The following is a 22064-nucleotide window of genomic DNA, read 5'->3' as shown; positions in this document are numbered from 1 at the left end:
AGGCACTAACCGTCACGGTGCAGGATAGGTATACACCTGATGCACCGCTTCAATCTCTGCCAGTACTTCTTCGCTCAACTCCAGATGCAGGCTTTCAACGTTGGTTTTTAGCTGCTCCATCGTCGTGGCTCCCAGCAGGGTGCTGGCGACAAACGGCTGACGACGCACGAATGCCAACGCCATTTGCGCAGGATCCAGATTATGGCGTTTCGCGATATCCACATAGGCCGCAACGGCTTTTTGCGTTTGCTCGCCGCTGTAACGTGTGAAACGGCTAAACAGCGTATTGCGTGCACCGGCTGGCTTCGCGCCGTTCAGGTATTTACCGGTTAATGTACCGAAGCCAAGGCAAGAGTAGGCCAGCAGTTCAACGCCTTCATACTGGCTCACTTCCGCCAGTCCAACCTCATAGCTGCGATTCAGCAGGCTGTAGGGGTTCTGGATGGTGGCGATGCGCGGCAGATCGTGTTTGTCCGCCAGGTGCAGGTAGCGCATCACGCCAAACGCGGTTTCATTGGACACGCCGATGTAGCGAATTTTCCCCGCGCGCTGAAACTCTGCCAGCGCGTCCAGCGTATCCAGCAGCGAAACGACTGGCGCAGAGTCCGTCCAGCTGTAGCCTAACTTACCAAAGCAGTTGGTCGGGCGCTGCGGCCAGTGAACCTGATACAGATCCAGGTAATCGGTTTGCAGTCTTTTCAGGCTGTCGTGCAGCGCTTCACGGATATTTTTACGGTCCAGCGCCTGATTCGGTCGAATACCGCTGTCGTTGTTACGTGAAGGTCCACTCACCTTAGAAGCAACGATTAGCTTTTCACGGCTGCCGTGTTTGGCGAGCCAGTTACCTACGTAGGTTTCGGTGAGACCCTGGGTTTCAGGACGCGGCGGTACCGGATACATCTCGGCAACGTCGATCAAATTTATGCCTTGTTCTACGGCATAATCGAGCTGTGCATGTGCGTCGGCTTCGCTGTTTTGTTCACCAAACGTCATTGTGCCCAGCCCCAGTGTACTGACTTCAAGCGAGCTGTGTGGTATACGGTGATATTGCATAGCCGTTTCCTTTTTATAATCACGACATAAGGATTATAAAAATGGCTGAGGGAAGAGAAAAAGGGAAGTAAAATTGTTAAGGCCAGCGCGCTGCTGACCTCAACCATCAGCGTTCAATGATTTGAGACACATCATCGCGATTAATCTGCATCGCATTGCCTTGCTGGTCGTGATAGCTCACCAGACCGGTATCATCGTCAATTTCTGGTTTTCCATCGGTCAGGATCATTCGACCATCTTTTGTCGCCATTACATAATCACTGCTGCATCCGGAAACGGCAAAAGCCAGTCCTACGGCGGAAATCAAAACTGCCCATTTTTTCATCTGCTTATCCTCACATGGCCTGCATCTGACAATAGTTTAGTAATAACGCGAAGTTGTGCATGGCGAAACCAGTAAAATCTTAAACTGTGAGAAGAGGTAGGTGTGGCGCGCATTCGCTCCCCGTGCGGGGAGCGATGGATTTCATCAGAGCGGATTTTTTTTATTACGCCACAGGTTCAAGGTCTCTACCGCAATAGAGAAGAACATGGCGAAATAGATATATCCTTTCGGAACGTGGACGTCGAAACTTTCCAGAATTAGCGTGAAACCGACCAGAATCAGGAACGAGAGCGCCAGCATTTTTACCGAAGGATGGCGATCGACAAAATCGCCAATCGGGCGTGCAGCAAACATCATCACACCCACGGCAATCACCACTGCCGCCATCATGATAAACAGATGATCGGACAAGCCTACCGCAGTAATCACGGAATCCAGGCTGAAGATTATGTCTAACAACATGATCTGCACAATCGCGCCCAGAAAAGAGGAAACGCGGGTTTTCAGCCCCTCTTCCTCACCTTCAATGGATTCGTGGATCTCCTTACTGGCTTTCCAGATCAGGAACAATCCCCCGAGTAGAAGGATCAGGTCGCGCGCTGATATTGCCTCGCCAAACACTTCGAATAGCGGGTTTGTCAGACGCGTTACCCAGGCAATAGAGGCGAGCAGTGCCAGACGCATGATCATCGCCGCCGCAAGCCCAATACGTCGGGCATGATTGCGTTGCGCTGTCGGGAGTTTGGCTACAACCAGAGAGAGGAAAATAATATTGTCGATCCCAAGAACGATCTCCAGCAGCGTCAGCGTACCGAGCGCAAGCCAGGCGTTAGGATCGGTTATCCATGCAAATAACATCAAACAAAGTCCTGCCAAAAAAAAGAAGCGGTAATTATAGGCCCGTAACGCGGCGGGTGAAAGACCGGACGGTGCCTATTGCGCCTGGAACAAGAAATGTCGCTCAAGCAATGCGCGCGTGAAGTTCTTTTTCAAGTAAAAACCGCGAGGTAGGGTCAGGATGGGTTCGCCATGGGCGCCAATGGCCTCGGTAAGCGTTCGGGCGTTGGCGGCTTTAGGACGCAGCTGTAGCACTTCCCCATGGCGGGCAGTGATGCGTTCGACGTGGCCTAACACAATCATATCCATCAACTCTTCCCAGTCCAGACGCAATTGCCGGTCTTCTTCTTCATTCGGGCTCCACAGCAGGGGAGAGCCGACGCGGCGCTCTGCCAGCGGGATGCTGCGTTCGCCTTCTACCGGGATCCACAGAACGCGTTTAAGTTTGTGCCGCACATGGCTGGTTTCCCAGGTAACGCCGGTATTGCCGGTTAACGGTGCCACGCACACAAAGGTGGTTTCCAGCGGTCTGCCAAGGCTATCCACTGGGATTGTTTTCAGCTCCACGCCCAGCGCCGCAAAATCCTGCTCCGGTTTGCTGCCCGCACTGGCGCCGAGCCAGATTTCCAGTAGCACGCCAATCCAGCCTTTATCGCGCTTGAGATCCTTGGGGGCGACGAGTCCCGCCATTGCTGCCAACTCTCCCAGCGCGTAGCCCGAAAGCAGCTGTGCCTGGCTCAACAACTGGGCTTCAGATTCAGGGGGAGAAAGCAGCGGATGGAGTTCTGACATCGGGTTAACCCTTAGGTGAAAAAATGAGCAAAGATTTTATACCGTGTGGACAGAGTTTATCTTTTTCCACATGCTTTATTCAATTCTATGATTTATATTGGTTTTTAGATTCACATACGCAGAGTTGCGCAACAGCGAAGCGGGTTTTCCAATTCTGGTCACTGACAATGAACAGGATCTTACACCATGTTATCCACAGAAAGATGGGATAACTGTGAAAAACCCCCACTACTGTTTCAATTTACAGCCTTGACGTGCGACGAAAATCGAATTTTCACACAAATTGTGCCTAACTTATTGGCATAATCTGTGGATAAAACCAACGCTGGTCGATCTTTCATCAGCCTGAAGATCGTGTGCGTGATATACGTCACATTTCTATGGGTTTATTTGCGCTGAACGGTTTTAACTTTATGAATATAGAAGACTATTTTTGATATGTGACGAATGTCTTATTCGGACTGTTCTGGGTTTTCCCATAGTAATTCCGTACTTCTTCACAACTATATCCACAGAAAAGGTGAATAAAATCGCCTTGCTTGCCCTTCTTCTGTTTATAACTCCGCCCTTAGCTGTGAGTTATTCAATTGTTATTAGAGTATCGCGCCCTTAACAGAGTGGTTTACCGACTCTCTGGAGTGTGAAACAATCGTTTGTATATAAGGTTTATATTGAGGTAGTCCGGTGATTGATGACGATGGCTACCGCCCGAATGTAGGGATAGTAATTTGTAACCGCCAGGGGCAGGTCATGTGGGCCCGGCGATTTGGTCAGCACTCCTGGCAATTCCCGCAAGGTGGGATAAATGCAGGAGAGACAGCAGAGCAGGCGATGTACCGGGAACTCTTTGAAGAAGTGGGTCTCAGTCGTAAAGATGTACGGATCCTTGCTTCTACTCGTAACTGGTTGCGTTACAAGTTACCGAAACGTTTGGTGCGTTGGGACACGAAGCCGGTTTGTATCGGCCAGAAACAAAAATGGTTTCTTCTGCAATTGGTCAGCAGCGATGCTGAAATCAATATGCAAACCAGCAGTACACCTGAGTTCGACGGCTGGCGCTGGGTGAGTTACTGGTATCCGGTTCGACAGGTGGTGTCATTTAAACGCGATGTCTATCGCAGGGTGATGAAAGAATTCGCAAGTGTTGTCATGGCGCTTCAGGAGAGCACTCCTAAGCCGCAAAGCGCACCTGCGTACAGACGTAAAAGAGGTTAAGCTACGCAAATTATGCTCACCCGCCTGCGCGAAATAGTCGAAAAGGTGGCCAGTGCTCCGCGTCTGAATGAAGCGCTGAATATTCTGGTTACCGACATCTGTCTTGCGATGGATACAGAGGTCTGTTCGGTTTACTTGGCCGATCACGATCGACGTTGTTATTACCTCATGGCGACCCGGGGACTGAAGAAACCGCGTGGTCGTACTGTCGCACTCGCGTTTGATGAAGGTATCGTTGGCCTGGTTGGCAGGCTGGCGGAACCTATCAACCTCGCCGATGCGCAAAAACATCCCAGCTTTAAATACATCCCTTCAGTAAAAGAAGAGCGCTTTCGTGCGTTCTTAGGCGTACCGATTATTCAGCGCCGTCAGCTGTTAGGTGTGCTGGTGGTCCAGCAGCGCGAATTGCGGCAGTACGATGAAAGTGAAGAGTCTTTCCTCGTCACGCTCGCCACGCAAATGGCGGCGATTCTTTCGCAGTCGCAGCTTAACGCGCTGTTCGGCCAATACCGGCAAACGCGCATCCGCGCATTGCCCGCCGCCCCTGGTGTGGCAATAGCCGAAGGCTGGCAGGATGCGACGCTGCCGCTGATGGAGCAGGTCTATCAGGCTTCAACGCTGGATCCGGTGCTTGAGCGCGAGCGGCTCACCGGTGCGCTGGAAGAGGCGGCGAATGAATTCCGCCGCTACAGCAAACGCTTTACCGCCGGGGCGCAGAAAGAAACGGCGGCGATTTTTGATCTCTATTCACACTTGCTTTCCGATACTCGTCTGCGCCGTGAGCTGTTTGCGGAAGTGGATAATGGTTCGGTGGCCGAGTGGGCCGTTAAAACGATCATTGAAAAGTTTGCCGAACAGTTTGCCGCGCTGAGTGATAACTACCTCAAGGAGCGGGCCGGAGATTTACGCGCGCTGGGCCAGCGTCTACTGTTCCATCTTGACGACTCGATCCAGGGGCCGAATACCTGGCCGGAACGTTTTGTGCTGGTGGCGGATGAGCTTTCCGCCACCACGCTGGCGGAACTTCCTCAGGACCGCTTAGTCGGTGTGGTTGTTCGGGACGGCGCGGCCAACTCTCATGCGGCTATTATGGTTCGTGCGCTGGGTATCCCTACCGTCATGGGGGCCGATATCCAGCCATCGGTGTTACACCGCCGTACGCTGGTAGTGGACGGTTATCGCGGTGAACTGCTGGTCGATCCAGAACCGGTATTGATCCAGGAATACCAGCGTCTTATCAGTGAAGAAATTGAGCTGAGCCGCCTGGCGGAAGACGACGTCAACCAGCCAGCACAGTTGAAAAGCGGCGAGCGCGTGAAGGTGATGCTCAATGCGGGCCTCAGCCCGGAGCATGAAGAGAAGCTGGGGAGCCGGATCGACGGCATTGGCCTGTATCGCACCGAAATCCCGTTCATGCTGCAAAGCGGTTTTCCTTCAGAAGAAGAACAGGTTGCGCAGTATCAGGGCATGCTGCAAATGTTTAACGACAAGCCGGTGACTCTGCGTACGCTGGATGTCGGCGCCGATAAACAACTGCCCTACATGCCGATCAGTGAAGAGAACCCGTGCCTTGGCTGGCGTGGGATCCGCATAACGCTCGATCAGCCGGAGATCTTTTTGATCCAGGTTCGGGCCATGCTGCGTGCCAACGCGGCAACCGGCAACCTGAGCATTTTGCTGCCGATGGTCACCAGCATTGATGAAGTGGACGAAGCGCGACGTTTGATTGAACGCGCCGGACGCGAAGTGGAAGAGATGATCGGCTACGCGATCCCAAAACCGCGCATTGGCATCATGCTGGAAGTTCCGTCGATGGTGTTTATGCTGCCGCATCTGATAAACCGGATAGACTTTATCTCGGTCGGAACCAACGATCTCACCCAGTACATTCTGGCTGTCGATCGTAACAATACACGGGTAGCCAGCATTTATGACAGCCTGCATCCGGGCATGTTACGTGTGCTGGCGATGATTGCGCAGGAAGCCGAAAGAAGCGGTATCGATTTGCGATTGTGCGGTGAAATGGCGGGCGACCCGATGTGCGTGGCCATTCTGATCGGCTTGGGTTTTCGCCATTTGTCGATGAACGGTCGTTCCGTGGCTCGCGTTAAATATCTGCTGCGCCATATCGATTTTGATGAGGCGCAAACGCTGGCGCAACGCAGCCTGGAAGCGCAGATGGCGACAGAAGTACGCCATCAGGTGGCGGCTTTTATGGAACGCCGTGGCATGGGGGGACTGATTCGCGGGGGATTGTGAATCGAGGGCTGGTAACAGTAGGTATACATATCTTTTAACTGTAATCGGCATCCGCTGCGATCCCCATGTGCTATCATTCGCACCTTTGGAGCGCCTGCATTATGCAGGCGCGCTTATCAATTGCTGTCTGACTTCAGCGAAATAACAAGAACTTGTGGTGACAGATGACCAGTAGCTATCTGCATTTTCCGGATTTCGATCCGGTCATTTTCTCAATCGGACCCGTCGCGCTTCACTGGTACGGCTTAATGTATTTGGTGGGGTTTATTTTTGCGATGTGGCTGGCGACGCGCCGTGCTAATCGTCCGGGCAGTGGCTGGACCAAAAATGAAGTAGAAAATCTACTGTATGCGGGCTTCCTCGGGGTTTTCCTCGGAGGACGAATTGGTTACGTACTGTTCTATAACTTCCCGTTATTCCTCGATAATCCGCTGTATCTGTTCCGCGTTTGGGACGGCGGGATGTCCTTCCACGGTGGGCTGATTGGTGTGATCCTGGTGATGATTATCTTCGCCAAACGCACCAAGCGTTCGTTCTTCCAGGTTTCTGATTTCATTGCCCCGCTGATTCCGTTTGGTCTGGGGGCAGGGCGTCTGGGCAACTTTATCAACGGTGAGCTGTGGGGACGCGTTGATCCGAACTTCAAGTACGCCATGCTGTTCCCGGGCTCCCGTACCGAAGATATTTTACTGCTGCAAACTAACCCGCAATGGCAGTCTATTTTTGATACCTACGGCTCGCTGCCGCGCCACGCCTCACAGCTTTATGAGATGGCGCTGGAAGGCGTTGTGCTGTTTATCATTCTTAATCTGTACATTCGTAAACCGCGCCCGATGGGCTCGGTATCCGGTCTGTTCCTGATTGGTTATGGCGCGTTTCGTATTATCGTTGAATTCTTCCGCCAGCCGGATGCGCAGTTTACCGGCACCTGGGTACAGTACATCAGCATGGGACAGATCCTCTCAATCCCGATGATTGTCGCAGGCATTATTATGATGGTTTGGGCGTACCGCCGCAGCCCACAGCAACACGTTTCCTGAGGAACCATGAAACAGTATTTAGAACTGATGCAAAAAGTGCTGGATGAAGGCACACAGAAAAACGACCGTACCGGAACCGGAACGCTTTCCATTTTTGGTCATCAGATGCGTTTTAATCTGCAGGAAGGGTTCCCGCTGGTTACGACTAAACGCTGCCATTTACGCTCGATCATTCATGAACTGCTGTGGTTTTTGCAGGGCGACACCAACGTTGCCTACCTGCATGAAAACAACGTCTCAATCTGGGACGAATGGGCGGATGAAAACGGTAATCTGGGCCCGGTTTATGGCAAACAGTGGCGTGCGTGGCCTACGCCAGACGGTCGCCATATTGATCAGATCACCACGGTGTTAAACCAGCTCAAAAATGACCCGGACTCTCGCCGAATTATCGTTTCTGCATGGAACGTCGGTGAGCTGGATAAAATGGCGCTGGCGCCGTGCCACGCGTTCTTCCAGTTTTACGTGGCGGATGGCAAGCTCTCCTGCCAGCTGTATCAGCGTTCGTGCGATGTGTTCCTCGGTTTGCCGTTTAACATTGCCAGCTACGCCTTGCTGGTACACATGATGGCGCAGCAGTGCGATCTGGAAGTGGGTGATTTTGTCTGGACCGGCGGCGACACGCACCTGTACAGCAATCATATGGATCAAACGCATCTGCAGCTTAGCCGCGAACCGCGCGCGCTGCCGAAGCTGGTCATCAAACGTAAGCCTGAATCTATCTTTGACTATCGCTTCGAAGATTTCGAAATTGAAGGCTACGATCCGCATCCTGGTATTAAAGCGCCAGTGGCTATCTAATCGGCTTCATGCTGTCACAACCGACGCCCGTGTGCGTCGGTTTTTTTTGTCTCAAATCGCGTTCTTCGGCGTGGGTTCCTGAAATATTGCAACGACCTGCAACGCGACAAATATTCCTCGTAGCTCGCCGTAGAAACCGAATTTCCCGCTCGTTATTCATTTTCCTCACGCCATACTGGCGACATGAAAAAACAACACGGCTACACGCTTATCGAAACCCTGATTGCGATGCTGATCGTCGCGGCGCTTGGCGCCTCGGGGCTGTATGGTTGGCAGCGCTGGCAACAGCAACAGCGGCTATGGCAAACCGCCATTCAGGTGCGAGATTACCTGCTGCAACTGCGTGAAGATGCTAACTGGCGTAACCGCGATCACGTCATCAGCGTGATTCGGGATGGCACATCCTGGTGTTTTGTCAGCTCTGCTGCTGTGCAAACCACGTGTCTACCCGTTTCGCCCTTGGTTTTTACACCGCCCTGGGACGATGTCGAAATGGCAGAGATAACGCCTTCACTGGCCTTTTTTGGTCTGCGCAATACGGCATGGGCTGGACATATTCGCCTGAAAAATACGACAGGGGAATGGCGCGTGGTGGTGTCAGGCTGGGGGCGAATCAGGCTTTGCGAGAAAGATGAGGCCAGGTTATGTCAGTAAATGAACGGGGCTTTTCACTCCTGGAGGTGCTGATTGCTATGGCGATTAGCAGCGTTTTATTGCTTAGCTCAGCGCGATTTTTACCCGCGCTGCAGCGAGAGATCCTGCGCAACACGCGACAGTTAGCGCTTGAAGATGAAATATGGCAGCGGGTATACACCGTGGCGAAGCATCTTCAGCGGGCAGGGTACTGCCGCGGAAACTGTGTCGGAGAAGGGCTGGAGATATCGGCTAAGGGCGACTGTGTCATTGCGCGCTGGGATGCCAATAGCAACGGCATTTGGGAGAGCAGTCCCGCGAAAGAGGCCGATACGATTGGATTTCGTTTACAGGACAAGGTACTGGAGACCCTGCGGGGAGTAACGGACTGCAATGGAAAAGGGTGGGAGAAAATGACCGATCCAGCCACGATACAGATTGAGGCATTTCAGGTCGAACGTCTGAATATCAGCGGATATTCCCCGCTCCTTACGCTGCGTTTGCGCGGAGTGAACAATGCCGAACCACAAAAGGTTATTGAAGCAGTCTACAGCGTGACAGGATTCAACCTGTGAACCGTGAGCGGGGCGTTTCATCTTTAGCGATGGTCTTGTTGCTATTGGTGCTCGGTAGCCTTCTGCTGCAAGGCGTTAGCAGGCAGGAGTCCCGTTTTGCTTCGCGAGTGGTCACGCAAAGTCAGGCTCTGCAGCGCCAGGCGGTGGTGCAATCCGCGATGGAATGGGGGCGTATGCAGCCCTGGCGCTTACAACTCGCCGTACAGTGTCGGCGTTATACCACGCAGGATGCCGCGGTTTGCCTGCGACTGCTTACTAATAATTTCGTGCTGCTAATAGTCCATTATGAAGGGGTATCGTTATGGCGGCAGGGGGCGATTATTGATGACAATATCGAATATTCGGTGCATGGCTGGAGCGATTTTTGTCCGCTAAAGGAGCAGGCGCTATGTCAGATCCCCTGAACAGACAGCGTGGCTTTAGCCTGCCGGAAGTGATGCTGGCAATGGTGCTGATGATCATGATTGTGACCGCGCTGTCAGGATACCAGCGGGCGCTGATGAACAGCTTTATCATCAGAAACCAGTATCAGCAACTCTGGCGTCACGCCTGGCAGCAAACCCAGCTGTATCAGTTTTCATCGCCTTTGAACTGGCAGGTTAACCGAATGCAGACAACGAGCGCGGGATGTGTCAGCATCAACGTTAAAATTTCTTCACCCTTGGGCAGGCAGGGTCAGATGACGCGTCTGCATTGCCCGAATCGTCAGTAGTCAGGAGTCGCTATGTTAAGGGTCTACCACTCCAATCGTCTGGATGTGCTGGAAGCGTTAATGGAATTTATCGTTGAGCGCGAGCGGCTGGACGACCCCTTTGAACCTGAGATGATCCTGGTTCAAAGTACCGGTATGGCGCAGTGGCTACAAATGACCCTTGCACAGAAGTTTAGTATTGCCGCCAACATCGATTTTCCGCTGCCCGCGAGTTTTATCTGGGATATGTTTGTGCGCGTGCTGCCGGATATCCCGAAAGAGAGCGCGTTCAGCAAACAGAGCATGAGCTGGAAGTTGATGACGCTGTTGCCGCAATTGCTGGATGGCGATGACTTCGCATTGCTGCGCCACTATCTGACGGACGACACCGATAAACGTAAGCTGTTTCAGCTTTCCTCGCGCGCGGCTGACCTCTTTGACCAGTATTTAGTCTATCGCCCTGAGTGGTTGACCCTGTGGGAAGCTGGGCGACTGGTTGAGGGACTCGGCGAGTCTCAGGCCTGGCAGGCGCCGTTGTGGAAAGCGCTGGTGGAACACACCGAGGAATTGGGCCAACCGCGCTGGCATCGCGCCAATTTATACCAACGATTTATTCAGACTCTGGAAAGTGCGTCCGAGTGCCCGCAGGGGCTGCCTTCTCGCGTCTTTATTTGCGGCATTTCAGCGCTGCCGCCGGTTTATTTGCAGGCATTGCAGGCGCTGGGCAAGCACATTGATATTCATCTGCTGTTTACCAACCCTTGTCGCTACTACTGGGGAGATATAAAAGATCCCGCTTGGCTGGCGAAGCTGATGGCGCGTCAGCGTCGGCACAGCTTTGAAGAACGCCATCTGCCGCTGTTTCGCGATAGTCAGAAAGCCGAAGGATTGTTTAACAGCGATGGTGAACAGGATGTGGGCAACCCGATGCTGGCCTCGTGGGGCAAACTGGGGCGCGATTACATTTATTTGCTTTCAGAACTGGAAAATAGTCAGGAGCTGGATGCGTTTGTCGATATAACGCCTGACAATCTTTTGCATAATATTCAATCGGATATTCTGGAACTTGAAAGTCATGCCGTGGCGGGCGTTACGCTGGAAGAGTATTCGCGTAGCGACAATAAACGACGGCTTGAACTGAACGACACCAGCGTGACTTTCCATGTTTGTCATAGCCCACAGCGCGAGGTAGAAATTCTTCATGACCGCCTGCTGGCAATGCTGGAAGCGGATCCCACGCTGACGCCGCGCGATATTATTGTGATGGTGGCGGATATCGACAGCTACAGCCCATTTATTCAGTCGGTCTTTGGCAGCGCGCCAGCTGAGCGTTACTTACCATATGCGATTTCCGACCGTCGGGCGCGCCAGTCTCATCCCGTCTTACAGGCCTTTATTAGCCTGTTGTCGCTGCCGGATAGCCGTTTTGTCTCAGAGGATGTGCTGGCATTACTGGATGTGCCCGTGCTGGCGGCGCGTTTCAATATCAATGAAGAAGGGCTGCGCTATCTTCGTTTATGGGTCAATGAATCCGGGATTCGCTGGGGAATTGACGACGATAACGTGCGTGAACTGGAACTTCCGCCTACAGGTCAGCATACCTGGCAATTTGGTTTAACGCGCATGCTGCTCGGCTACGCGATGGAAAGCGCGCAGGGCGAGTGGCAATCGGTATTGCCATACGATGAGTCCAACGGTTTGATTGCCGAGTTGGTAGGGCATCTGGCCTCGTTGCTGATGCAGCTCAATCTCTGGCGTAGAGGGTTAGCGCAGGAACGGCCGCTGGAAGAGTGGCTGCCCGTTTGTCGGGACATGCTTAATGATTTCTTCCTGCCGGATGCAGATACCGAAGCGGCGATGACGCTGATTGAACAGCAGTGGCAGGCCATTATCACTGAAGGTCTGGGGGCTGAGTATGGTGATGCCATACCGCTTTCTCTATTGCGAGATGAGCTGGCTCAGCGTCTTGACCAGGAGCGCATTAGCCAGCGCTTCCTGGCGGGGCCAGTTAACATTTGTACGCTGATGCCGATGCGCTCTATTCCTTTCAAGGTGGTGTGCCTGCTGGGTATGAACGATGGCGTTTATCCGCGTCAGCTTGCGCCGTTGGGCTTTGATTTGATGAGTCAAAAACCGATGAGGGGCGATCGCAGCCGTCGCGATGATGACCGCTACCTGTTTCTTGAAGCATTGATTTCAGCACAGCAAACGCTCTACATCAGCTACATTGGCCGCTCCATTCAGGACAACAGCGAGCGCTTCCCGTCGGTACTGGTGCAGGAACTGATGGACTATATCGGGCAAAGCCACTATCTGCCGGGCGATGAATCATTGACCTGCGATCAAAGCGAAGCGCGGGTAAAAGCACACATTACCCGTTTGCATACCCGTATGCCCTTTGATGCACAAAACTATCTGCCGGGCGAACAGCAAAGCTATGCCCGGGAATGGCTGCCTGCGGCGAGCCTGTCAGGAAAAGCGCACACGGATTTTGTCCAGACGCTTCCCTTTGAGATGCCTGAAACGCTGACGCTGGAAACGCTGCAGCGATTTTGGGCTCATCCGGTAAGGGCTTTTTTCCAGATGCGTCTGAGGGTCAACTTCCGCTCTGAAGAAAGTGAGATCCCGGAAACGGAACCGTTCACTCTTGAAGGATTAACCCGCTATCAGCTTAATCAGCAATTGCTTAACACGCTGGTTGAAGAGAAGGATGCTGAACAACTGTTTCGCCGTTTTCGTGCGGCGGGCACGCTTCCCTATGGGCCATTTGGCGAAATTCTGTGGGATACGCAGCGTCAGGAGATGCAGTCGCTGGCTGAACGCATTATCGCCTGTCGTCAGCCCTGCCAGAGTATGGAAATCGATCTTAACTGTAACGGCGTGCAAATCACCGGTTGGCTGCCACAGGTGCAAGAGGACGGTTTGTTGCGCTGGCGCCCATCTTTGATAAGCATTGCGCAGGGTGTGCAACTTTGGCTGGAACATCTTGTCTATTGTGCCAGTGGCGGTACGGGAGAGAGCCGGTTGTTCCTGCGTAAAGACGGGGAATGGCGTTTTCCGCCACTGGATGCAGAGCAGGCGCTGCTGTACCTGTCGCAGCTCATTGACGGGTATCGGGAAGGCATGTCGTCACCATTGCTGGTATTGCCCGAAAGCGGCGGCGGCTGGATAAAAACCTGTTATGACGCCGCAAATGATGCCATGTTAGATGACGATGCAACGTTGCAAAAAGCGCGCAGTAAGTTTCTGCAGGCCTATGAAGGCAACATGATGGTACGGGGTGAAAGTGATGATATCTGGTATCAGCGTCTTTGGCGTCAGCTGGATGCGGCTACGCTGGAGACCATTGTTTTACAGTCTCAGCGCTACCTGTTACCGATTTTTCGCTTTAATCAGTCATGATGATTGTATAAAAATTGCGCAGTTCGATGGCTTCCACTATGATGCGCATTCTGTCACGGACTGATTCTTACAAAGAGAGGATGCTGGCTCGTTCAGCACATAGTCTTGCCCTGTTCAGACCACGTATTTATGCGTGCTTTGCTGTGAACAGGTGAATACGTTAATGATGAGGTTTGTGAATGCCCCGCAGCACCTGGTTCAGCGCATTACTGTTGTTCGTCGCCCTTTGGGTTCCCGTAAGTCAGGCAGATACCGGTTGGCAGCCTTTAGCTGAAACCATCCGTAAAAGCGATAAAGACACCCGCCAGTATCAGGCCGTGCGCCTTGATAACGGCATGGTCGTGTTGCTGGTATCCGATCCTCAGGCCGTGAAATCCCTTTCTGCACTGGTGGTTCCCGTGGGCTCGCTGGAAGATCCTGACGAGCATCAGGGGCTGGCGCATTATCTCGAACACATGTGTCTGATGGGCTCGAAAAAATACCCACAGCCGGACAGTCTGGCTGAATTCCTGAAAATGCACGGCGGCAGCCACAATGCCAGCACTGCGCCTTACCGTACGGCCTTCTATCTTGAAGTCGAAAACGACGCGTTGGTGGGGGCGGTGGATCGCCTGGCGGACGCTATTGCCGATCCGTTGCTGGATAAAAAATATGCCGATCGTGAGCGTAACGCGGTTAACTCCGAGCTGACGCTGGCGCGCACCCGAGACGGGATGCGTATGGCGCAGGTGAGTGCTGAGACCATCAACCCGGCGCACCCTGGCTCGCGTTTCTCCGGCGGAAATCTCGAGACATTAAGCGATAAACCGGGAAACCCGGTGGTGCAGGCATTACAAAAATTTCATGAAAAGTACTACTCCGCGAACCTGATGAAGGCGGTGATTTATAGCAATAAGCCCCTGCCAGAGCTGGCGCGGATAGCTGCTGACACCTTTGGACGCGTACCGAACAGAAATATCGCAAAGCCTGAAATTACCGTACCGGTAGTCACCGACGCGCAAAAGGGCGTCATCATCCACTATGTTCCGGCAATGCCGCGTAAAGTACTGCGCGTCGAGTTTCGTATCGATAACAACAGCGCGCAGTTCCGCAGTAAAACCGATGAGCTGGTGACCTATCTGATTGGTAATCGTAGCCCTGGCACGTTGTCTGACTGGCTGCAAAAGCAGGGGCTGGTTGAAGGTATTCGTGCGGATTCCGATCCGGTGGTCAATGGGAACAGCGGCGTGTTAGCCATTTCCGCGACATTAACCGACAAAGGGCTGGCGAACCGCGATGAAGTTGTTGCGGCAATATTCAGTTATCTCAATCTGTTACGCGATAAAGGCGTCGATAAACGCTATTTTGACGAACTGGCGCACGTACTGGATCTCGATTTCCGTTATCCCTCCATCACCCGTGATATGGACTACGTGGAATGGCTGGCTGATACCATGATCCGCGTTCCTGTCGAACATACGCTAGATGCGGTGAATATTGCCGACCAGTACGATGTGAAAGCCGTTGAGCAACGCCTGGCAATGATGACGCCACAGAATGCGCGTATCTGGTATATCAGTGCGAAAGAACCGCATAATAAAACCGCTTATTTTGTCGATGCGCCTTACCAGGTGGATAAAATCAGCGACAAAACCTTTGCCGACTGGCAGCAAAAAGCGCAGGGCATTGCGCTGTCGTTACCGGAGTTGAACCCCTACATTCCGGATGATTTCACGCTGATTAAAACGGATAAAAAATACGCTCACCCGGAACTGATCGTTGATGAGCCGGATCTACGCGTGGTGTATGCGCCGAGCCAGTATTTTGCCAGTGAGCCGAAGGCTGACGTCAGCGTGATCCTGCGTAACCCGAAGGCCATGGACAGCGCTCGCAACCAGGTATTATTCGCACTTAACGATTACCTGGCGGGGATTGCGCTCGATCAGTTAAGCAACCAGGCGTCGGTAGGTGGAATTGGTTTCTCTACCAACGCTAACAATGGGTTAATGCTTAACGCCAACGGCTACACCCAACGTCTGCCGCAGCTTTTTCAGGCTCTGCTGAGCGGCTATTTCAGCTACACCTCAACGGATGAACAGCTGGAACAGGCGAAATCCTGGTATGCCCAGATGATGGATTCTGCAGAGAAGGGTAAAGCCTACGATCAGGCAATTATGCCAGTGCAAATGCTTTCTCAGGTGCCGTACTTCTCACGCGATGAGCGCCGTAAGCTACTGCCTTCCATCACCCTGAAAGAGGTGATGACGTACCGCGACGCCTTAAAAACCGGTGCGCGGCCTGAATTCCTGGTAATTGGTAATATGAGCGCCGCTCAGGCGACGACCATGGCGCGGGATATCCAACAACAGCTTGGCGCTAACGGGTCACAGTGGTGTCGCAATAAAGATGTGGTTGTGGACAAGAAGCAGTCCGTCATCTTTGAAAAAGCAGGCAGTAGCACGGACTCCGCGCTGGCGGCGGTATTTGTGCCAACCGGATACGATGAATACGCCAGTTCAGCCTACAGCGCCATGTTAGGGCAGATTGTTCAGCCGTGGTTCTACAATCAACTGCGTACTGAAGAGCAGTTAGGCTACGCTGTATTTGCTTTCCCGATGAGTATCGGCCGTCAGTGGGGAATGGGGTTCCTGCTGCAAAGCAATGATAAGCAGCCGTCTTATCTTTGGGAGCGTTATAAAGCGTTTTTCCCGACGGCGGAAGCGAAGCTGCGGGCGATGAAACCTGAAGAGTTTGCGCAAATTCAGCAGGCGATTATTGCGCAAATGCTGCAGGCGCCGCAAACGCTGGGGGAAGAAGCCTCACAGTTAAGCAAAGATTTTGATCGCGGCAATATGCGCTTCGATTCACGTGATAAAATAGTGGCTCAGATTAAACTGCTGACGCCGCAAAAACTTGCCGACTTCTTCCATCAGGCGGTGGTTGAGCCGCAAGGCATGGCGATACTGTCACAGGTTTCCGGCAGTCAGAACGGGAAAGCAGAATATGTGCACCCGGAAGGCTGGAAAGTGTGGCAGACCGTCAGCGCGTTGCAGCAAACCTTACCCCTGATGAGTGATAAGAATGAATGATGCCGCTGAGTCCCTTGATCCACTGCGCTTGCCCCTGACGGGCGAGCGCCTGATTGAAGCCTCTGCGGGCACCGGTAAAACCTTTACCATCGCCGCCCTGTATTTACGTTTACTGCTTGGACTGGGCGGCTCTGCCGCCTTTCCTCGTCCTCTGACCGTTGAAGAACTGCTCGTGGTCACCTTCACCGAGGCGGCCACCGAAGAGTTGCGCGGACGAATTCGTAGCAACATTCATGAACTGCGAATTGCCTGCCTGCGTGAAAAGACCGACAACCCGCTATATGCCCGTTTGTTAGATGAAATCGCCGATAAAAAACAGGCCGCTCAGTGGCTGCTATTGGCTGAAAGACAGATGGATGAAGCGGCGGTGTTTACCATCCACGGCTTTTGTCAGCGTATGCTCAGTCTCAACGCCTTTGAATCAGGCATGCTGTTCGAACAGCAACTGATAGAAGATGAATCGCTGCTGCGCTATCAGGCCTGTGCGGACTTCTGGCGTCGACACTGCTATCCACTACCCCGCGACATTGCGCAGGTGATTTTTGAAACGTGGAAAGGACCGCAGGCTCTGCTGAGAGACATCGATCGCTATCTGCAGGGGGAAGCGCCGGTCATCAAGGCTCCGCCGTCTGATGACGAAACGCTGGCTTCCCGACACGAACAAATTCTCGCGCGCATTAACCAGATCAAGCAGCAATGGCGTGATTCCGTTGATGAGCTGGATGGCCTGCTGGAAGCCTCCGGGATCGACCGGCGTAAATTTAACCGTGGTAACCAGGGTAAGTGGATCGAAAAGATCAGCGCATGGGCGCAAGAAGAAACCCAAAGTTATCAGCTTCCTGACGCGCTGGAGAAATTCTCACAGCGTTTTCTGGAAGAGCGCACTAAAGCGGGCGGAATAACCCCTCAGCACCCGCTGTTTGTCGCTATTGATGAACTGCTTAGCGAACCGTTAACTCTCCGCGATCTGGTGATCACCCGGGCGCTGGCGGAGATCCGTTCAGCGGTTGCCGAGGAGAAACGACGCCGCGGTGAGCTAGGCTTTGACGATATGCTCAGCCGTCTGGATGGGGCGTTGCGCAGTGAAAGCGGCGATGCGCTGGCGACGGCTATCCGTACCCGTTTTCCGGTCGCGATGATCGATGAATTTCAGGATACCGATCCGCAGCAGTACCGTATTTTTCGCCGGATCTGGCAGCATCAGCCGGATACCGCACTGCTGCTGATTGGCGACCCAAAACAGGCGATTTACGCGTTTCGCGGCGCGGATATCTTCACCTATATGAAGGCGCGCAGCGAGGTCAGCGCACACTATACGCTCGATACCAACTGGCGTTCGGCCCCCGGCATGGTCAATAGCGTAAATACGCTTTTCAGCCAGATGGATGACGCCTTTATGTTCCGCGAAATCCCCTTTAGCCCGGTAAAATTTGCAGAAAAAAACCAGTCGTTTCGGTTTGTTTTACACGGTGAGACACAGCCAGCCATGAGCATGTGGCTGATGGAAGGGGAAAGCTGCGGCGTAGGCGATTATCAGAACTACATGGCCCAGGTGTGCGCCACGCAAATTCGCGACTGGCTTAAGGCCGGGCAGTCTGGCGCTGCGCAACTGGTCAGTGGTAAAACATCCAGTCCGGTACGCGCGTCGGACATCAGCGTACTGGTTCGTAGCCGCCAGGAGGCGGCACTGGTCCGTGATGCGCTGACGCAGCTGGCAATTCCCTCCGTCTACCTTTCCAACCGTGACAGCGTATTTGAAACGCTGGAAGCGCGGGAGTTACTGTGGGTGCTGCAGGCGGTGATGACGCCGGAGCGTGAGAACACGCTGCGTAGCGCGCTGGCGACCTCAATGATGGGGCTGAATGCGCAGGATCTTGAAGCCTTAAATAACGACGAAAATGCCTGGGATGCGGTGGTCGAAGAGTTTGATGGCTATCGTCAGATCTGGCATAAACGCGGCGTGATGCCGATGCTGCGCGCGCTGATGACAACCCGCCAGATTGCGGAAAACCTGCTGGCGACGGCGGGGGGCGAACGCCGCCTGACCGATATTTTACATATCAGCGAACTGTTACAGGAAGCAGGCTCGCAGCTGGAAAGCGAGCATGCGCTGGTGCGCTGGCTGTCCCAGCATATTCTTGAACCCGACAGCAACGCGTCCAGCCAGCAGCTCAGGCTGGAAAGCGACAAGCATCTGGTCAAAATCGTCACTATCCATAAATCTAAAGGGCTGGAGTATCCGCTGGTCTGGCTGCCGTTTATCACGAATTTCCGCGTCCAGGATCAGGCTTTCTACCACGATCGCAGCTCTTTTGAAGCCGTGCTGGATCTCAGCGATGCCGAGGAGAGCGTTGAGCTGGCTGAAGCGGAGCGTCTGGCGGAAGACCTGCGTTTGCTCTATGTCGCGCTAACCCGTTCGGTATGGCACTGCAGCCTTGGCGTTGCGCCGTTGGTGCGACGTCGGGGCGATAAAAAAGGGGATACCGATGTACATCACAGCGCCCTTGGTCGCCTGTTGCAAAAAGGTGAGCCGATGGATGCCGCGGGTCTGCGTAGTGCGATTGAAGCACTGTGTAGCGACGATATTGCCTGCCAGACGCCTGCGCAGCCTGACGGTGAACGCTGGCAAGTTGCGCAGGCTGTTAGCTGCGAACTGAGTGCGAAAATACTGCAGCGTACGCCCGGCGATAGCTGGCGCGTGACCAGTTATTCCGGTCTGCAACAGCGTGGGCATGGAATCGCGCAGGATCTGATCCCGCGACTGGATATTGATGCCGCAGGCGTTGGTGAGGTTATTGAAGAGTCAGGGCTTACACCGCATCAGTTCCCGCGCGGCGCTTCGCCAGGTACATTCTTGCATAGCCTGTTTGAAGATCTCGACTTTACTCAACCGGTAGATCCGAGTTGGGTCGAGGAAAAACTGGCGTTGGGCGGTTATGACGCGCACTGGACGCCGGTTTTGACCGAATGGCTGGATGCCATTTTGCAGGCGCCTCTCAACGAGACGGGCGTAAGTTTGAGCCATCTTTCCGCGGGTGAAAAACAGGTGGAGATGGAGTTTTACCTGCCGATTTCGCAGCCGCTGATGGCCAGCCAACTTGATGCGTTAATTCGCCAATACGATCCGCTCTCCGCGGGGTGCCCTGCGTTGGAATTTATGCAGGTACGCGGCATGCTGAAAGGATTTATTGACCTGGTTTTCCGCCACCAGGGGCGTTATTACCTTCTCGATTACAAATCGAACTGGCTTGGGGAAGACAGCTCAGCGTATACGCAGCAGGCGATGGCCTCTGCCATGCAGGCGCATCGCTACGACCTGCAGTATCAACTTTATACCCTGGCGCTGCATCGCTACTTGCGCCATCGCATTGCTGATTATGATTATGAACGCCATTTTGGCGGTGTTATCTATCTCTTCTTGCGTGGCATTGACAGTGAAAATCCGCAACAGGGAATTTACGCGACCCGACCTGACGGGGAGTTAATCGCCTTGATGGACGAGATGTTTGTCGGTGCGCCACTGGAGGAGATGTCATGACAATCCAGAAACGATTACTGGAGGCTGTGGAGCAAAAACAGCTCCGGCCTCTGGATGCTCAGTTTGCGCTGGCGGTTGCCGGAAATGATAACCCTGCCGTTGCGCTGGCGGCGGCGTTGCTCAGTCGTGAAGCAGGAGAAGGGCACGTCTGCTTACCACTTTCGCGGTTATCCCTGAGCGAGGACGCCCATCCCCTTTTAAGCGCCTGGCTCGCTGAAGTAGGGGAGCCAGAAGACTGGACGGAATGTCTGCTGGCCTCCGGGGCGGTAAGCCGTGGTGAGCAACCCACGCCGCTGGTGCTGCACGGCGATCGCTTGTATCTGAACCGGATGTGGCATAACGAACGGGCGGTGGCTCGCTTTTTCAGTGAAGTTAACCACGCCATTGAGGTGGATGAACAACGGCTTACCCACACGCTGGCGGCGTTGTTTCCACCAGCGGAAGGTGTTAACTGGCAAAAAGTGGCCGCTGCGGTGGCGTTGACCCGTCGTATATCGGTGATCTCCGGCGGGCCGGGGACCGGAAAAACGACAACAGTTGCGAGGCTTCTGGCGGCGTTGATTCAGATGGCGGAGGGAGAACGCTGCCGTATTCGTCTGGCGGCTCCTACTGGAAAGGCGGCAGCGCGCCTGACTGCCTCGCTGGGCGCAGCGCTACGAGAACTGCCGTTAACCGAAGAGCAAAAGAAACGCATTCCCGATGACGCCAGTACGTTGCATCGATTATTAGGCGCTCAGCCAGGCAGTCAGCGCCTGCGCCATCATGCGGGAAACCCGCTGCATCTGGATGTGCTGGTGGTGGATGAAGCCTCGATGATTGATTTGCCGATGATGTCGCGCCTTATCGATGCGCTGCCGCCGCACGGGCGGGTGATTTTTCTTGGCGATCGTGACCAGCTCGCTTCCGTCGAAGCGGGGGCGGTGCTGGGGGATATCTGTGCTTTCGTCGGTGACGGGTTTACCCCGGAACGCGCCCGCCAGCTCAGTCGTCTGACCGGAAGCGCTATTCCGGCAGGTCCGGGAACTCAGGCCGCCGCTTTGCGCGACAGTTTGTGTCTGCTGCAAAAGAGTTACCGTTTCGGTAGCGATTCCGGAATCGGTCAGTTGGCTGCTGCGATTAATCGTGGTGACAAAGCCGCGCTCAAAACGGTCTTCCAGCAGGGGTTTAGCGACATCGAAAAACGCACGCTACATAGCAGCGAAGATTACGCCGCGATGTTGGATGAGGCGCTGGCGGGTTATGGGCACTATCTGGATTTACTGCGCGAGGGCGCTGAGCCGGATGCCGTCATTCAGGCCTTCAATGAGTATCAGCTGTTGTGTGCCCTGCGTGAAGGCCCGTTTGGCGTGGGTGGTTTGAATGAACGCCTTGAGCAGGTGATGGCGCAAAAACGTAAAATTCATCGTTCAACGCATAGCCGCTGGTATGAGGGAAGGCCGGTGATGATCGCGCGCAATGACAGTTCGCTGGGATTATTTAACGGTGATATCGGCATTGCCCTCGATCGTGGACAGGGCCTGAGGGTGTGGTTTGCGCTGCCGGACGGTTCTATCAAATCAGTCCAGCCCAGTCGCTTACCTGAACATGAAACCACCTGGGCGATGACCGTGCACAAATCACAGGGATCTGAGTTTGACCATGCGGCGTTGATTTTACCGAGCCAGCATTCACCTGTGGTTACCCGCGAGCTGGTCTATACCGCCGTCACCCGCGCGCGCCGGCGTCTGTCACTGTATGCCGATGAGCGGATATTAAGTAACGCCATTGCCACCCGCACCGAACGTCGCAGCGGATTGGCGGCGTTGTTTAATCAATAAAATTCGTTGCCGGATAAG

16 protein-coding genes are annotated in these 22064 nt (G+C 53.8%); 12 read left to right on the top strand and 4 right to left on the bottom strand.

The features are described 5' to 3' along the window. Nucleotides 1-12: 12 nt before the first annotated feature. From BZK42_RS11300 to mutH, 4 genes are all read right to left on the bottom strand, one after another. Complete coding sequence (locus tag BZK42_RS11300; protein ID WP_046276130.1) at nucleotides 13-1053, bottom strand: NADP(H)-dependent aldo-keto reductase; 1041 nt, start codon at nucleotides 1051-1053, stop codon at nucleotides 13-15. Between the two features lie 106 nt (nucleotides 1054-1159). After that, on the bottom strand, nucleotides 1160-1378 hold the full coding sequence (gene ygdR / locus BZK42_RS11295; protein WP_000758660.1) for a lipoprotein YgdR: 219 nt from the start codon (nucleotides 1376-1378) through the stop codon (nucleotides 1160-1162). A 144-nt stretch (nucleotides 1379-1522) separates the two neighbouring features. Continuing rightward, on the bottom strand, nucleotides 1523-2236 hold the full coding sequence (locus BZK42_RS11290; protein WP_016154277.1) for a TerC family protein: 714 nt from the start codon (nucleotides 2234-2236) through the stop codon (nucleotides 1523-1525). Nucleotides 2237-2311: 75 nt separating this feature from the next. Further along, nucleotides 2312-3007 carry a DNA mismatch repair endonuclease MutH gene (gene mutH, locus BZK42_RS11285; protein WP_080859169.1) on the bottom strand — a complete coding sequence of 232 codons (696 nt, stop codon included), beginning with the start codon at nucleotides 3005-3007 and terminating at the stop codon, nucleotides 2312-2314. A gap of 684 nt (nucleotides 3008-3691) precedes the next feature. Here mutH and rppH point away from each other — a divergent pair. From rppH to recD, 12 genes are all read left to right on the top strand, one after another. After that, nucleotides 3692-4222 carry an RNA pyrophosphohydrolase gene (rppH, locus tag BZK42_RS11275; RefSeq protein ID WP_003825602.1) on the top strand — a complete coding sequence of 177 codons (531 nt, stop codon included), beginning with the start codon at nucleotides 3692-3694 and terminating at the stop codon, nucleotides 4220-4222. A 12-nt stretch (nucleotides 4223-4234) separates the two neighbouring features. Then, the gene (ptsP, locus tag BZK42_RS11270; RefSeq protein WP_016157379.1) at nucleotides 4235-6481 is read left to right on the top strand and encodes a phosphoenolpyruvate--protein phosphotransferase; all 2247 of its coding nucleotides are present in this window, start codon (nucleotides 4235-4237) and stop codon (nucleotides 6479-6481) included. A gap of 164 nt (nucleotides 6482-6645) precedes the next feature. Further along, nucleotides 6646-7521: a prolipoprotein diacylglyceryl transferase gene (gene lgt, locus BZK42_RS11265; RefSeq protein WP_003825606.1), complete on the top strand. Its 876-nt coding sequence runs from the start codon at nucleotides 6646-6648 to the stop codon at nucleotides 7519-7521. Nucleotides 7522-7527: 6 nt separating this feature from the next. After that, a complete protein-coding gene (thyA, locus tag BZK42_RS11260) occupies nucleotides 7528-8322 on the top strand; it encodes a thymidylate synthase (protein WP_003033990.1) in 795 nt (264 codons plus the stop codon). A gap of 183 nt (nucleotides 8323-8505) precedes the next feature. Next, complete coding sequence (locus BZK42_RS11255) at nucleotides 8506-8976, top strand: prepilin peptidase-dependent protein (protein ID WP_047359083.1); 471 nt, start codon at nucleotides 8506-8508, stop codon at nucleotides 8974-8976. Next, the gene (locus tag BZK42_RS11250) at nucleotides 8967-9530 is read left to right on the top strand and encodes a prepilin peptidase-dependent protein (RefSeq protein WP_016154273.1); all 564 of its coding nucleotides are present in this window, start codon (nucleotides 8967-8969) and stop codon (nucleotides 9528-9530) included. Before BZK42_RS11255 ends, BZK42_RS11250 begins: the two co-directional genes overlap by 10 nt. After that, complete coding sequence (locus BZK42_RS11245) at nucleotides 9527-9934, top strand: DUF2509 family protein (RefSeq protein WP_016154272.1); 408 nt, start codon at nucleotides 9527-9529, stop codon at nucleotides 9932-9934. Before BZK42_RS11250 ends, BZK42_RS11245 begins: the two co-directional genes overlap by 4 nt. Next, complete coding sequence (locus BZK42_RS11240; protein WP_047359086.1) at nucleotides 9919-10242, top strand: prepilin-type N-terminal cleavage/methylation domain-containing protein; 324 nt, start codon at nucleotides 9919-9921, stop codon at nucleotides 10240-10242. The genes BZK42_RS11245 and BZK42_RS11240 overlap by 16 nt, the downstream gene beginning before the upstream one ends. Before the next feature lie 12 nt (nucleotides 10243-10254). Further along, complete coding sequence (recC, locus tag BZK42_RS11235; RefSeq protein ID WP_080859168.1) at nucleotides 10255-13623, top strand: exodeoxyribonuclease V subunit gamma; 3369 nt, start codon at nucleotides 10255-10257, stop codon at nucleotides 13621-13623. A gap of 179 nt (nucleotides 13624-13802) precedes the next feature. Then, entirely contained in the window at nucleotides 13803-16691 is a 2889-nt protein-coding gene (gene ptrA / locus BZK42_RS11230; RefSeq protein ID WP_053390052.1) for a pitrilysin, read from the top strand. After that, nucleotides 16684-20229, top strand: a complete 3546-nt coding sequence (gene recB / locus BZK42_RS11225; RefSeq protein WP_080859167.1) for an exodeoxyribonuclease V subunit beta — start codon at nucleotides 16684-16686, stop codon at nucleotides 20227-20229. The genes ptrA and recB overlap by 8 nt, the downstream gene beginning before the upstream one ends. Continuing rightward, the gene (recD, locus tag BZK42_RS11220) at nucleotides 20226-22046 is read left to right on the top strand and encodes an exodeoxyribonuclease V subunit alpha (RefSeq protein ID WP_049269353.1); all 1821 of its coding nucleotides are present in this window, start codon (nucleotides 20226-20228) and stop codon (nucleotides 22044-22046) included. The genes recB and recD overlap by 4 nt, the downstream gene beginning before the upstream one ends. Nucleotides 22047-22064: the final 18 nt, after the last annotated feature.

The organism is Citrobacter braakii, assembly GCF_002075345.1.
Lineage (GTDB): Bacteria > Pseudomonadota > Gammaproteobacteria > Enterobacterales > Enterobacteriaceae > Citrobacter > Citrobacter braakii.
This window is presented reverse-complemented; position numbering and strand designations above follow the sequence as displayed.